The following is a 12,587-nucleotide window of genomic DNA, read 5'->3' as shown; positions in this document are numbered from 1 at the left end:
CAAACCCGAAGGAAGAACATGAGCACCCACGACGAGAAGACCCCCGTGACAGTCCTGACCGGATTCCTCGGTTCTGGCAAGACGACCCTCGTGAATCACATTCTGACCGCAGACCATGGGCACCGCATTGCGGTCATCGAGAACGAGTTCGGCGAGATCCCCATCGACAACGCCTTGGTGCTCGGCGGCGAGGAGAAGATCGTCGAGATGAGCAACGGCTGCTGCCTGTGCTGCACAGCCCGCACGGACCTGATCGAGATCCTCCAGTCGCTCAGTGAGCGGCGGGAGAAGTTCGACCGGATCCTGATCGAGACGAGCGGGCTGGCGGACCCCAACCCCGTTGCTCAGACGTTCTTCGTCGACGACGAGGTGGCCAAGCACTTCACCCTTGACGCCATCGTCACCCTGATCGACGCCAAGCACATCGGGGCTCATCTCGACGAGAAGGGCGACGACGGAGTCAGCGCGCAGGCGTTTGACCAGATCGCCTTCGCCGACCGCATCGTGATCAACAAGGTCGACCTGGTGACCGACGGCGAACTGGCGGCGCTCCGGGACAGGGTGCGTGGCATCAATGCGACGGCAGAGATGATCACGTCGACCTACGCGGACATCGATGTGTCGCAGATTCTCGGGATCGGCGCCTTCGACCTCACCCGGACGATGGCGGACCAGCCGAACTGGCTGGAGGACACCGACCACCAACACGATCCCGCGCTGATGTCAGTCGGGGTCGAGATGGCAGGCGACGTTGACCAAGATGCCTTGCAGGCATGGCTGTCATCCTTCGTGGCGCAGCACGGCGATGACCTGTACCGCCTGAAGGGCATGGTCGCGGTGAGCGGAGACGACCTACGGCATGTCGTGCAGGGCATCCACCGCATGTTCGACGTCCGCGCCAGCACCCCGTGGGGGCTGGAGCCGCGGACGAGCAAAATGGTCTTCATCGGGCGTGACCTCGAGAGAGAGACGCTCACGGCGGGCCTGCGCTCGTGTGTCGCGGTCGAGCGGGATCCGGCGTGCCAGCTGCAGACGTGACGGTGCCGCAGCCCATCTCGTCTGTGGTGCCCTCACCGGAGCCAACCCCCCGCGCGTCCAGCGTGCGCTCGCTCGAGCGTGCCTTTGGGATCCTCGAAGCGATCGCCGATGCGGGTGGCACGATCGCACTGTCACAACTCAGTCTGGTGATGGGCCTGCCGCCACCCACGGTTCATCGACTTTCGCGAACCCTTGTGGACCTGGGTTACCTGCGGCAGGAGCGCTCCCGGATGTACTCCCTCGGGCCGCAGCTGATCCCGCTGGGCGAGGCCACGGCGGAGCGCATCGCCATCTGGGCACGTCCCCACATGTTCGATGTCGCCCAGGCCCTGGGTGAGTCAGTCGCCTTGGCCACACTGGATGGCGACGCCGTCCTCTACACCGCGCAGGTGCAACATGCCAGCCACTCCATGCGCATGTTCACCGACATCGGAACGCGGGCCCGACCCCACGCAACGGCCGCTGGCAAAGCCATCTTGGCCAAGCGAACCACCGTCGAAGTACAGGCGCTTCTCGCTCGCACGGGCATGCCACCGCATACGACGTCGACCCTCACGACCGTTGACGCCTTCCTCGCCGAGCTGGACGGGACCCGCGAGCACGGATTTGCTATGGAGGACGGCGAGCAGGAGCTGGGGGTTCGATCCGTGGCCGTGGCGTTTTCCGGAGCACCCTTTCTCATGGCCTTGTCCGTGTCGGCGCCCGTCATCCGCATGACTGACGAGGTGATCGCTCGGGCGGCGGCGTTGCTGCAACTGGCGGCAGACCGAATCTGCGACGAGTTTCAGCGCGGTTCTCCTCGCGGTGAATCACGCGCTGACGGCCGCGTACGCAGCGACTGCTTCTCGTCCGCCCACATCCGCGAGCCTTGCGATCGGGTCGTGAATGATGCTGGACGAGAGATGGGACGGGCGCCGATGAGTGCGCCCTGACCCGTGAGTGTGCGTCTGACTGAAAACCGGAAGGTCGACGGTTCGACCCCGTCCCTGGCCACCACAGGACACAGACGAAACCGCAGGTATGCCGTGAGGCGCACCTGCGGTTTCGTCGTTGCCGCCGGTGCCTACTCGGCGGTCGCCCTGGTTGCCGCGGGCGCCCCGGTCGCCCCGGTCGCCGCGGTGGCCCCGGCGCCCTGGTGGCTCGGGCGCTCGAAGAGCACGGCCGCGACCACACCGATGAGCAGGACCGCAGCCGGCAGGACGATCGCCTGGGACATCGCCTGCCCGAACCCGTCGGCGAACTGCGGAGGCAGCTTCGCTCCAGCTCCCTGGAGCCCGCCACCCTCGGGCATGCCGGGCAGGTGCGCGGCCAAACGGTTCTCCATGAGCGCCGCGATCGCCGCGCTGCCGAAGACAGCGCCAACCTGACGTGTCGTGTTGTAGACACCAGCCCCTGCACCGGCGGCCCGGAGGGGCAGGTTGCGTGTGGCCGTCGCACCAAGTGGCGCCCACATGCACGCGCTGCCCACACCCATGAGGGTCATGGGCAGGAGCAGCTGCCACGTCGCCGTGTCGGGCGTCATGATGCGGCTCAGCCAGAACAGGCTCACCGACGAGGTCGCGACGCCGAAGCCGACGAGCTGACGCGGGTGCATGCGGTCGGTGAGCTTGCCGACCAGTGGAGCCAGAACGATGGAGACGATCGCCATCGGCACGAGGAGCAGCGCGGCCCGTGTTGGGCTGAAGCCCAGCACGACCTGGGCAAAGAGCATGAGCGGGAAACCCATTGCGGTGAAGGCGAACCCGATCGTGGTGATCGCGACGTTGGCGAGTGAGAAGTTGCGGTCGGCGAACAGCCCGAGAGGCAGCAGGGGTTCGCTGGTGTTGCGGCGCTGCCACCACAGGAAGACCGCGAGCATGATGAGGCCGGCGCCGATGAGCAGCGGCACCGAGATCACGCCGGTGATGGTCCCCCAGTCGTAGGTCTCCCCCTCCTGCACGCCGAACACGAGCAGGAACATGCCGACTGCCGACAGGCCCACACCGAGCCAGTCGAAGCTGTGCGAGTGGGTCTCGAGGCGAGGCACGAGGCGCCAAGCTAGCACCAGACCGACGATGCCGACGGGGACGTTGATGAAGAAGATCCACTCCCAGCCGGGCCCGTCCGTGAGCACCCCACCGAGGACCGGGCCAACGAGAATCGCCACGCCCGCGGTGGCTCCCCACAGCGCCATCGCACTCCCACGAGAGGCCGCCGGGAAAGTCCGCGTGATGACGGCCATCGTCTGCGGCGTCAGCATCGAGGCACCGAGCCCCTGCACGATACGAGCAGCCACGAGTCCGCCGATCGAGTCCGTCAGCCCGCACCACAAGGACGCGAGCGTGAACACGGCGAGGCCGATGAGATAGAGGTTCTTGGGCCCGAACCGGTCACCGAGCCGCCCGGTGATGAGCAGCGGGACGGCATACGCGAGCAGGTAGGCGCTCGTCACCCAGACGACACCGTTGACGTCGGTGTCGAGGCCCTCCATGATCGCCGGCGTCGCCACCGACACGATCGTCGTGTCGACGAGGATCATGAAGAAGCCGAGCACCATCGCCCACAGCGCCGGCCACGGGCTGCGCTCCACGGCTGGCGTTCCGGACGTTGCCACCTGATCGTTCACGGTCATCCGGATCTCCTCGCGCGACGTGCTGCGGCGGCCACCTCGGCAGCCTGACGAGCGGCACACTACGCCCGGGCGGTGACACTCAGCGGGAGCGGTGCAGCCGGAGGAAGTCACCGCCGCCGGGGAGGCGTTTCAGTGCCGGTCGCAACACGGCCGGAGCAGCGGCGAGCGCCACGTCGGCACCCACGAACTCCGGATCCGTGACCCTCTCGTCCCGACCCTGCCAGTGCACGGTTCCGCCGCCGGCAGCGCGAAGGTTGCGCACCCAGTCGGTGCCCTTGCCCCAGGGCAGCCCGATGATGAACGCGTCCGAAGTGGTCAGCACGGCAACGGGCGTCGAGTACTCCTTGCCACTCTTGCGGCCTCGGTGAAGCACCACCGCCCACACCGGCACATGTCGTCGCCCAGCCACCTGCACCGCCAGCTTGTTGAAGGCCTTGGCTCCGGGAGGAGGACCGTTCATCACGAGCTCGATTCGGGTTGCGTCTCAGGGCCGGTGATGCCTCCGGCCGGCGGACCGTCGAGGATCGTGGGGACATATTCGAGCAGCTGCAGCCCGGGCGCGAACGTCTGGTGCTCGACCAGTTCGAGCCCCAGGTCGGGGTAGCCGTCGAAGATTCGCTCCTGACCCGTGGCCCCCGTGATGAACGGGAAGATGACGACCCGGAAACGGTCCACCAGTCCCGCAGAGATGAGCGCACGGCATACCGAAAGGCTTCCCAGGGTGTGCATCGGCCGGTCAGCGGTCTCCTTGGCCGCGCGCACCCAATCCACGACATCCGTCGCGACGAGCTGCGAGTTCGTCCATGGGAGCGGTTCTTCGAGGGAGGAGGAGAAGACGACCTTCGGCGTCGCAGCCAGGTGCGCGAAGCCCGGGTCGTCACCCACCTGCTCGGCGAACCCCGACATGAGGCGATAGGTCGTCGCACCCATCAGGTAGGTGTAGGGGTCACCGGTCTGGGAGCCGAGCCATGCGAGGTACTCCGGACTGTCCACCCCCCAGAGGCCCGGCCACCCTTTCGCTGAGGCGTAGCCGTCGAGACTGATGATGAAGTCGACCATGACGCTCTGCATGAGATGTCCTTCGGCGAAAGGTTCCCTCGATCCTCTCGCAGGCACCACTGGGATGGAAGGCCCTGCGGGTCAGTCGCGGGGTGGAGGAAGGCCGAGAGCAGCTTCGCCGAGTCCTTGCGTGGCAGTGCCTTTATGAGCGACAGGACCGTGTGAGGTCGAGGTCGCCTCCCGCTCTGGCACCGTCCGCAAGAGCAACAGGTTCGGGTATGCCGGTGTGAGACAACGCTTCCGGGCTCGGCAGTGCCTGTCCCCGGACGGCGTCGGCGGCCTCGACCAGGGTCGGCACCAGTTCGCCCAACAACCTGTCGGTCACGGGAGTGATCGTGAGGTGCCGATCGAGACCGAGCACCATCCGCATCGTCGTCGACTTGCCCGCGCCGTTCGGGCCGAGGAAGCCGGTCACCTTCCCAGCGGGAGATCAACCTGTGAAGGTTGTGTGCAGAAGAGCCGGAGCCAGGCTCAGGAGTTCTGCTGGGGTTCACCCGGACGTATGCCGTCCGTTCCCTTCACTGGGCAGGCTGCGGCCATGACTTCACGCCGATTCGCCCTGCCCGCGTGCGCGCTCGCAGCCGCAGTCCTGATCGCCCCTGCCGTCGGTGCCGCAACGCCGAGCATCGCCAGCGCGGCCGGTCGCCCGGTTCCTGCGGCCCCGACTGCGCAGGTGCAGGGCTTCTCGGTGCTGCCGGCCGAGACCTATGTGCCCGGCAGCGAGACTTCCGGACACTGGACGGCCGGGAACGCCGCCGTGCCTGCGCCCTACCGCGGCCAGCCAGTGCAGGGCTTCTCCGGCACCCACCGCAACCCTGACGGCTCCTACCTGGTGCTCAGCGACAACGGCTTCGGCGCCAAGGGCAACAGCCAGGACGCTCTGCTGGCCATCCACCGGATCCGACCGAACACGACAACAGGCGCAACGGCATACGAGAGAACGCTTTTCACGTTCTCCGACCCCAAGCGACTCATTCCGTGGACGACGTGGCGCGACGGTGGGTGCGCGGCTGCGGCCAGCCTGCCGGCGGGGTACGCGTGCCCGACGCCCGACCGCAAGCTCACCGGATGGGACTTCGACCCGGAGTCGCTGCAGGTCGGGACGGACGGGACCTACTGGGTGGGTGAGGAGTTCGGTCCGTTCCTGCTCCACTTCGATCAGCAGGGTCAGCTGCTCGAGGCACCCGTGCCGACTCCCGGCGTGAAGTCGCCGTCGAACCCGGTCCTCGGCACGGACACGCCCAACATCGCGAACTCCAAGGGCTTCGAGGGCATGGCCATCAGCCCCGACGGCCGCACGCTGTACCCGATGCTCGAGGGTTCGACCGCCGAGGACAAGGCCGCGGGTCTCGCGAGCGACCTGCGCATCTATGAGGCGCCGATCGCCAAGGGCGGCACGGCTGCCTTCACCGGTGACTTCCGCCGCTATCGCATGCAGGACCCGGCCAACGCTCTCGGCGACTTCATCGCGATCAACAAGCACCAGTTCCTCGTCATCGAGCGCGACAACGGCCAGGGCCCGAGGGCAGTGTTCAAGCGGATCTACCTCGTCGACACCCGCGGCGTCGCGGCGGGTGGCTACGTGTCAAAGACCCTCCTTGTCGACCTCATGAACGTGGCAAACCCCACTGGCGCAGGCGGATTCGCCGACCCGTTCACCTTCCCGTTCTTCACGATCGAGGACGTCGAGCTCGTCAATGACCGCACCATCGCGGTGATGAACGACAACAACTTCCCGGCCGCCGGAGGCCGCAGCGCGACTGTGCCCGACCAGAACGAGTTCGTCCTCATCCGCCTCGGCTCGGCACTCCAGGTCGACCACCGCCTGCTGTGACTACCGATTCGCGATGCCGTCGAGGCGCAGCTCGTCCGAGTCGTCGCGATGGGTCCCGGTGGAGCCGACGTGCTTGTCCGGAGATGCCCGCGCCGTTCTTGATCACGTGGACCAGGGCCATGCCGTGGCCACGACCGAGGCCATGGTCCTCAGCCAGCCAGGCGAGGATCTCGCCGGCCTTGGTCTCTGGGCCGAACCCGCGCGCATGCGCCTGGTCCACGAGCTCCTGCGGGGTGTGACCGGTCTTCTTCTCAGCGGCATCGAGGTAGGCCTGGAACGACATGGTGACTCCTTGATCGGTGGTGAATGACGGTCCTTCACCCAGAGTGCCGAACGAACCAAGCAGATTTCGACAGGGAATCGACTCGACCCTGACGGGAACCCACATGCCGTGCAGAAGGACCCCCCGCTAGATGCGTCGTCTCCCCACGCGCGATCCTCCAGGTCCCTAGCGTGACCTTCACGGACACGCGAGGAGCGGACCATGACCCAGAGATTCAACGCACCGCCCGAATGGCCCCAACCTCCGAGAAGGCGTCCGTGTCGTACGCCAGAGCGGGTGTCGTGACTGTTGGAGCACTCCTGATCGGAACCGCGGTCGGCGCAGGCGGAGCGAACGGAACGGACGCCGACGCCAGCGCTGCCGCACCCACAAGCCGGCCCAGCGTGTCGATCTCGGTGAGGCCGGGACCGACAACGACAGTGACCGTCTTGGCGACTCCAGCGCCCGCCCCGACGGTCACGGTCACTGCGAAGCCAGCCCCCGCACCCACGGTGACAGTCACCAAAGCGCCCGCGACCAGGGCGGTGCCGTTCGTGGCACCTCCGCCACAGGAGGATTCGTCCGTCTACAACGCGAACTGTGATGCGGCCCGCGCAGCAGGTGTGGCACCGCTGCGGCGCGACGACCCCGGATACCGCTCTGGGTTGGACCGCGACAACGACGGCGTGGCCTGCGAGTAGCCCAGGGCTCAGGAGGTGGCCCTGAGGTGGGCAACGACGTAGAGCACCCCGAACGGATCGCTCACCTCCAACTGCTCGACCCGGTATGCCGCCCGCTCACCTTCCGCCGACCCCGCGCTTGCGCGGACGGCGGCCGCCAGGCCCTGCAGTGGTGCCCGACCAGCGACGAGCAGGTCAGCACAGAGCTCCACGTCGAGATCGAGGAGACGGTCGAGGCTCCCGTCGCCGCTGCCCCGGATCGCTCCGACGATGGCGTCGTCGACAGACAATGCCCGCTCGTCAAGGTGTCCGGGTGCCTTCTCGGTGCGGCGAGCCGATCCGTCCGCGACGACAAGGAGCGTCGTGGCCGGAGTTTCGCGAGGGATCGCCCCAGAAGGTGCCTTTGCTTCACCCTGAGATGCAAAGACACTCCCCTTTGCTTCGCCATCGGATGCAAAGGGGTGTGTCTTTGCATCACCATCCGGAGCAATTGGGGGTGCCTTTGCATCGTCGGTTGAAGCAAAGGCACTTCCTGAGCGGGACCCTGTTGGCCACCGATCGTGGAACCTGCCTACCAGGGCGTGCCCCGCGATCACGCACTCCTCGACGGTGGCGTCCCACGGCACGGCGACGTGCTCGACGTCGAAGTTCTCGTGGGTCGCAGCGAGCAGGTGATCTGCCACCCGCAGACCCACGGCCGGCTTCGTGCTGCGGGGATCGCGATCGGTCGCGTGCACGACGACCACGTGGTGTGCCGAACCCACCGCCTCGCGCACCACGCCAACGCAGGACTCGAGGAGCCCAGGTGCGGCCGCCACCCGCCCCTGGTACTCGGGCAACAACAGCGGCGCCCCCGGCACGATGACGATGTCCGTGATCATGCGAGCCCCCGAGCTGTCCGGGCTGGCGGCAGGTCGCCGGAGATGACCGACACCATGTCGAGCACCTGCCGGGTCTCGACCACCTCGTGCACGCGATAGATGTGTGCCCCGTGCCACGCCGAGATCGCCGTCGCCGCAAGGGTCCCGGTGAGCCGCTCCCCCACGGGCAGGTCGAGCGCCTCCCCCACGAAGTCCTTGTTGGACAGCGACACGAGCAGCGGCCAGTCCAGGGCCACGAGCTCGTCGAGCCGTCGCGTCACCTCGAGTGAGTGCCACGAGTTCTTGCCGAAGTCGTGCGCCGGATCGATGACGATCCGCTCGCGCGCCACTCCCACGGAGACGGCCCGATCGGCCTGTGCCACAAGGGATTCCACGACGGCCTCGACGACGTCGTCGTACTCGATCCGGTGCGGCCGCGTCCTCGGAGTCACACCACCCGTGTGAGTGCAGACCACCGCAGCATCGAACTCAGCGGCCACCTCGACCAGACCAGGATCCGCCCCACCCCACGCGTCGTTGAGGATGTCCGCCCCCGCCTCGAGCACCGCACGGCCGACCGAAGCCCGCCACGTGTCGACACTGATGAGCAGGTCCGGGTGCTCGGCGCGCACAGCAGCGACGAAGTCGACGACGCGCGCCTTCTCCTCGTCCGCGCCGATCTCGACACCGGGCGCTGCCTTGATGCCGCCGATGTCGACGATGTCGGCTCCCTGCGCGACGACCTCGCGCACGCGGTCGAAGGCCGCGTCCTCCCGCCACGTCGATCCCTTGTCATAGAAGGAGTCCGGCGTGCGGTTGACGATCGCCATGACGAGGCGCGAGTGCGCATCGAACTCGCGGCGACCCAAGCGGAAACGCAACCCGGTCATCGGGACTCCGCAGACGGCATACCCACCGAATTGGCCGGAGGACGCTCACCGATCGCCACCGCGGTGACGCGCGGCTCGAAGCCGACAGCTCCACGGGAGTACTGCGTCAGGTTGACCGTGGCACCCGACGCCACGTCACCGACGACAGCAGCGACCCGACGACGATCAGCGGCTGCGAGGACCTGGACTGCCATGAGCCCGAGCGTGTCATGACGGTGATGACGATGGGTGCGCAGCCCCAGGTCGACCTGCGCGATGGCGTCGACCCCGAAGCGATCGGCCGTGTCGAGGACCGCAGCGATCTCCACGCCATAGCCGACGGGCACCGAGAACCCGGCAAGACTCGAACGCCGGATGGCCCACTCCCCCGACAGCGGCTGCACGATCCCGGCCAGTTCGGGTCGGTGGAGGCCGAGCCACGGACGGGCCACGAGCTCGGTGACACGCCCGCCCTGCTCCTCCTCGTTGCCGGAGTCGTCGAGCATCGGCCGGTCATAGACGGCCTTGACGAGGTGGATGTCGTCGCGCGTGAGCAGCGGGCCCAGCAGGCCGGTCACGAAGTGCGTGCCCCAGTCGACCAAGTCCGCATCGACGAAGACCACAAGATCGCCGCGCGTGACGAACTGCGACTTCCACAGCGCCTCGCCCTTGCCCGCGACCGCACCGAGCTCGGGACGAATATCGGCCGCGGAGTGGACGATTGCCCCTGCCCGCCGAGCCACCTCACTCGTCGCATCCGTCGAGTCCGAGTCGATGACGACGACCTCGTCGACGAGCTCACCCAGGTCGGCGAGGATACGGCTCGCGACGTCTCCGACGGTCGCCTCTTCGTTCTTGGCGGGGATGACGACGGAGATCGTCCGGTCGCCCTTGAGGGCCAGCAGGACCTCGGCCGTCCAGTCAGAAGCCGCGTATGCCGGCCCACGCAGAGCGTGGGACCCGCGCCCGCCGGAGGCGTTCCCCTCCCCCACCGCTTCCGTCACCGACCGAAGGTCGGGCGGCGCTTCTCGCGGAAGGCGGCGAGGCCCTCGGCGAAGTCGTCGGTGCGCAGCAGAGCGTGCTGTCCGCGCTCCTCACGGTCGAGGGTGGCGTCGAGGTCGAGCGCGGCATCGGTGATGGCCGCCGTGGTGAGAGCCGTGCCATCGGGTGCGAGGGAGGCAAGGTGAGCGATCAGTTCGTCGGCGCGTGCCGAGAACCCCTCTGCGGCAACGGATTCCGAGACGAGGCCCCACTCTGCGGCGGTGGCACCGCTGAGCTTCTCACCGGTCAGGGCGAGGCGCAGGGCCCGCGCGCGTCCGATCGAGGCCACGACGAGCGACGTCGCACCACCATCGGGCATGAGACCGAGGGCGCCGAAGGCCAGGAGGAGCTTGGCGTCATCGGCAACCAGGACATAGTCCGCAGCCAGAGCCAGCGAGAGCCCGGCCCCCGCAGCGACCCCGGGCACGAGCGACAGCACCGGGGTTCGCGCCTCGAGGATCGCGCGCACGACGGACCCGAGGCCGAACAGGGTGGCGTCAAGGTCGCCCATGTCCTCGTGGGCCGTGATGTTCGCGCCCGCCGAGAACGCCCTTCCCTCGCCCGCGAGGACGATGACCCGAACTCTCGGGTCGGCGTCGAGCCGGGCGACCTCGACGGTCAGGGATTCGAGCATGGCCGCATCGAGGGAGTTGAGTCGATCCGGCACGGTGAACGTGATCCGCCCGATCGCGCCCTCGATCGCAACGCTCACAGCAGGGGACGTCACGCGTCAGCCTTGGTCGCGTTGGGGCGATAGAAGGTGATGAGCAGACCGGCCGCGGCGGCCACACCGCCGACGAGGGCGATGATGCCCCAGCCGAGGCCCGCGAGGTCGAGGCCAAGGGCGTGGTCGAGGGACCAACGCCCGGGGCCGACGACGGCGAGCGCCACCGCGACGATGCCCACGAGGACGACGTACTCGGCACCACCCTTGAAGATGAAGTAGCCCTTGCCGCGGTGGTCGGTCAGCGCGGCCACCGTCATGAGACCGACGAACGCCATCGCTCCCAGACCGTTGAGCAGGCCGAGCGTGACGATGATCCCGGCACCGATCTCGGTGAACGCGGCGACCCGGGCGTGCAGCCAACCGGGCTTGAGCCCCAGCGACTCGAACCAGCCGACCGTGCCGTCGAGGCCACCCTGGACCTTGTTGAGTCCGTGGAGGACGAGCATCGGTCCGAGCGCGAGGCGCAGGATGAGAGACGCGACGTCGAGCTCGGTCGAGGAGATTGCGGTGGCGTCCATCAGGAGTTGTCCTTGGTGGCGGTCGGTGCGGTGGTCAGGTCAGCGGGCACAAGTTCACGCAGGCCGGGCACGACCTGCTCCGTGAAGGTCCGCAGGAACCGCTCCTGGTCGTGGCCGGGTCCGTGGAAGACGAGGTGGTCGAAGCCGAGGTCGGTGTACTCCTTGACCGCCGCGACGACATCATCCGGTGAGGACGCGACGATCCAGCGCTTGGCCACTTGTTCGATGGGCAGCTCGTCGGCCGCCTTCTCCATCTCGGCGGGGCTGTGGATCGAGTGCTTCTGCTCGGGAGTGAGCGACAGCGGCGCCCAGAAGCGGGTGTTCTCGAGCGCCTGGTCGGCGTCGGGGTCCCAGGACACCTTGATCTCGATCATCCGATCGATGTCACTGCCGGACCGGCCGCCCTTGTCGAGCCCCTCGGCCACAGCGGGCAGCAGCTTGTCGGCATAGAGCTCACGCCCCTTGCCCGAGGTGCAGATGAAACCGTCACCGGACCGGCCGGCATACCTGGCAACGAGCGGGCCACCCGCAGCGATGTAGACGGGGATCGGCGCATCCGGGCGGTCGAAGATCCGCGCGTCCTCGGTGCGGTAGTACTCGCCCTCGAAGGTCACGGACTCCTCGGTCCACAGGGCCCGCATGAGCCTGACCGACTCGCGCAGCCGCGCGTAGCGCTCCTTGAACTCGGGCCAGCCACTCTCGGGCACCGACCCGACGGCCACCTCGTTGAGCGCCTCACCCGTGCCGACACCGAGCATGATGCGGCCGGGCGCGAGACAACCCAGGGTCGCGAACGTCTGCGCGACGACGGCCGGGTTGTAGCGATAGGTCGGGGTCATGACCGACGTCCCGAGCATGACCCGCTCGGTGCGGGCCGCGACCCACGACAGCCACGCGATCGAGTTCGGGGCGTGGCCGCCTTCGAGCCGCCAGGGCTGGAAGTGGTCGGAGATCGTGACCGAGTCCAGTCCCAGCTCCTCCGCGAGGACGGCGTATGCCGCCAGGTCGGCTGGAGCGAACTGTTCGGCCGAAGCCTTGTAGCCGATGCGCATGCCGCCATCCTCTCCCATGCAGGTGCCATAGTGGTC

14 protein-coding genes and 2 pseudogenes are annotated in these 12,587 nt (G+C 67.8%); 4 read left to right on the top strand and 12 right to left on the bottom strand.

Going from position 1 to position 12,587, the window contains the following annotated elements; translation table 11 throughout:
• The first annotated feature begins 18 nt into the window (after positions 1–18).
• Both ACFQRE_RS05070 and ACFQRE_RS05065 read left to right on the top strand, forming a co-directional pair.
• The gene (locus tag ACFQRE_RS05070; RefSeq protein WP_380119590.1) at positions 19–1,038 is read left to right on the top strand and encodes a CobW family GTP-binding protein; all 1,020 of its coding nucleotides are present in this window, start codon (positions 19–21) and stop codon (positions 1,036–1,038) included.
• 62 nt (positions 1,039–1,100) lie between these two features.
• Positions 1,101–1,970 (top strand): IclR family transcriptional regulator, encoded by an 870-nt coding sequence (locus ACFQRE_RS05065; RefSeq protein WP_380119588.1) that lies wholly within the window; start codon positions 1,101–1,103, stop codon positions 1,968–1,970.
• A gap of 131 nt (positions 1,971–2,101) precedes the next feature.
• Here ACFQRE_RS05065 and ACFQRE_RS05060 read toward each other — a convergent pair whose 3' ends face one another.
• The 4 genes and pseudogenes from ACFQRE_RS05060 to ACFQRE_RS05045 all read right to left on the bottom strand — a co-directional run.
• Positions 2,102–3,649 carry a DHA2 family efflux MFS transporter permease subunit gene (locus ACFQRE_RS05060; RefSeq protein ID WP_380119586.1) on the bottom strand — a complete coding sequence of 516 codons (1,548 nt, stop codon included), beginning with the start codon at positions 3,647–3,649 and terminating at the stop codon, positions 2,102–2,104.
• 79 nt (positions 3,650–3,728) lie between these two features.
• On the bottom strand, positions 3,729–4,109 hold the full coding sequence (locus ACFQRE_RS05055) for a nitroreductase family deazaflavin-dependent oxidoreductase (protein WP_380119584.1): 381 nt from the start codon (positions 4,107–4,109) through the stop codon (positions 3,729–3,731).
• Positions 4,109–4,720 (bottom strand): dihydrofolate reductase family protein, encoded by a 612-nt coding sequence (locus tag ACFQRE_RS05050; RefSeq protein ID WP_380119582.1) that lies wholly within the window; start codon positions 4,718–4,720, stop codon positions 4,109–4,111. Before ACFQRE_RS05050 ends, ACFQRE_RS05055 begins: the two co-directional genes overlap by 1 nt.
• A 331-nt stretch (positions 4,721–5,051) precedes the next feature.
• Positions 5,052–5,129: pseudogene (locus tag ACFQRE_RS05045) on the bottom strand (ATP-binding cassette domain-containing protein); the annotation flags it as partial.
• A gap of 117 nt (positions 5,130–5,246) precedes the next feature.
• Between ACFQRE_RS05045 and ACFQRE_RS05040 the strand changes: the two are divergent.
• Positions 5,247–6,542: an esterase-like activity of phytase family protein gene (locus tag ACFQRE_RS05040; RefSeq protein ID WP_380119580.1), complete on the top strand. Its 1,296-nt coding sequence runs from the start codon at positions 5,247–5,249 to the stop codon at positions 6,540–6,542.
• Here the strand turns inward: ACFQRE_RS05040 and ACFQRE_RS05035 are convergent.
• Together ACFQRE_RS05035 and ACFQRE_RS05030 are read right to left on the bottom strand one after the other, a co-directional pair.
• Positions 6,543–6,825 (bottom strand): annotated as a pseudogene (locus tag ACFQRE_RS05035) (DUF4287 domain-containing protein).
• A 214-nt stretch (positions 6,826–7,039) separates the two neighbouring features.
• Entirely contained in the window at positions 7,040–7,327 is a 288-nt protein-coding gene (locus ACFQRE_RS05030) for a hypothetical protein (protein WP_380120470.1), read from the bottom strand.
• On the opposite strand from ACFQRE_RS05030, the gene ACFQRE_RS05025 reads away from it, so the two are divergent.
• Positions 7,209–7,505: an excalibur calcium-binding domain-containing protein gene (locus ACFQRE_RS05025; RefSeq protein ID WP_380120433.1), complete on the top strand. Its 297-nt coding sequence runs from the start codon at positions 7,209–7,211 to the stop codon at positions 7,503–7,505. The two genes, ACFQRE_RS05030 and ACFQRE_RS05025, sit on opposite strands and share 119 nt — an antisense overlap.
• A gap of 8 nt (positions 7,506–7,513) precedes the next feature.
• On the opposite strand, the gene ACFQRE_RS05020 is transcribed toward ACFQRE_RS05025, so the two are convergent.
• The 6 genes from ACFQRE_RS05020 to fgd are packed head-to-tail and all read right to left on the bottom strand — an operon-like array spanning position 7,514 to position 12,551.
• Positions 7,514–8,365, bottom strand: coding sequence for a hypothetical protein (locus tag ACFQRE_RS05020; RefSeq protein ID WP_380119578.1), 852 nt, complete (start codon positions 8,363–8,365; stop codon positions 7,514–7,516).
• Positions 8,362–9,234, bottom strand: coding sequence for a dihydropteroate synthase (gene folP / locus ACFQRE_RS05015; RefSeq protein ID WP_380119576.1), 873 nt, complete (start codon positions 9,232–9,234; stop codon positions 8,362–8,364). Before folP ends, ACFQRE_RS05020 begins: the two co-directional genes overlap by 4 nt.
• Positions 9,231–10,217, bottom strand: a complete 987-nt coding sequence (locus ACFQRE_RS05010) for a glucosyl-3-phosphoglycerate synthase (protein WP_380119574.1) — start codon at positions 10,215–10,217, stop codon at positions 9,231–9,233. The genes folP and ACFQRE_RS05010 overlap by 4 nt, the downstream gene beginning before the upstream one ends.
• Positions 10,214–10,981 (bottom strand): enoyl-CoA hydratase/isomerase family protein, encoded by a 768-nt coding sequence (locus ACFQRE_RS05005; RefSeq protein WP_380119572.1) that lies wholly within the window; start codon positions 10,979–10,981, stop codon positions 10,214–10,216. Before ACFQRE_RS05005 ends, ACFQRE_RS05010 begins: the two co-directional genes overlap by 4 nt.
• On the bottom strand, positions 10,978–11,499 hold the full coding sequence (locus tag ACFQRE_RS05000; RefSeq protein ID WP_380119570.1) for a DoxX family protein: 522 nt from the start codon (positions 11,497–11,499) through the stop codon (positions 10,978–10,980). The genes ACFQRE_RS05005 and ACFQRE_RS05000 overlap by 4 nt, the downstream gene beginning before the upstream one ends.
• The gene (gene fgd / locus ACFQRE_RS04995) at positions 11,499–12,551 is read right to left on the bottom strand and encodes a glucose-6-phosphate dehydrogenase (coenzyme-F420) (protein ID WP_380119568.1); all 1,053 of its coding nucleotides are present in this window, start codon (positions 12,549–12,551) and stop codon (positions 11,499–11,501) included. The genes ACFQRE_RS05000 and fgd overlap by 1 nt, the downstream gene beginning before the upstream one ends.
• Positions 12,552–12,587 lie beyond the last annotated feature (36 nt).

Source organism: Knoellia pratensis (assembly GCF_042666395.1).
GTDB classification, from domain to species: Bacteria; Actinomycetota; Actinomycetes; order Actinomycetales; family Dermatophilaceae; genus Knoellia; species Knoellia pratensis.
Note: the sequence above shows the minus strand (reverse complement) of the source record. Positions and strands in the feature narration are given on the sequence as shown.

Bases quoted from the DNA above. Each gene is read 5' to 3' on its own strand.
- ACFQRE_RS05040 (WP_380119580.1), top strand. From the start codon at position 5,247: ATGACTTCACGCCGATTCGCCCTGCCCGCGTGCGCGCTCGCAGCCGCA.
- folP (WP_380119576.1), bottom strand. From the start codon at position 9,234: ATGACCGGGTTGCGTTTCCGCTTGGGTCGCCGCGAGTTCGATGCGCAC.
- ACFQRE_RS05060 (WP_380119586.1), bottom strand. From the start codon at position 3,649: ATGACCGTGAACGATCAGGTGGCAACGTCCGGAACGCCAGCCGTGGAG.
- fgd (WP_380119568.1), bottom strand. From the start codon at position 12,551: ATGCGCATCGGCTACAAGGCTTCGGCCGAACAGTTCGCTCCAGCCGAC.
- ACFQRE_RS05050 (WP_380119582.1), bottom strand. From the start codon at position 4,720: ATGCAGAGCGTCATGGTCGACTTCATCATCAGTCTCGACGGCTACGCC.
- ACFQRE_RS05055 (WP_380119584.1), bottom strand. From the start codon at position 4,109: ATGAACGGTCCTCCTCCCGGAGCCAAGGCCTTCAACAAGCTGGCGGTG.
- ACFQRE_RS05070 (WP_380119590.1), top strand. From the start codon at position 19: ATGAGCACCCACGACGAGAAGACCCCCGTGACAGTCCTGACCGGATTC.
- ACFQRE_RS05000 (WP_380119570.1), bottom strand. From the start codon at position 11,499: ATGGACGCCACCGCAATCTCCTCGACCGAGCTCGACGTCGCGTCTCTC.
- ACFQRE_RS05020 (WP_380119578.1), bottom strand. From the start codon at position 8,365: ATGATCACGGACATCGTCATCGTGCCGGGGGCGCCGCTGTTGTTGCCC.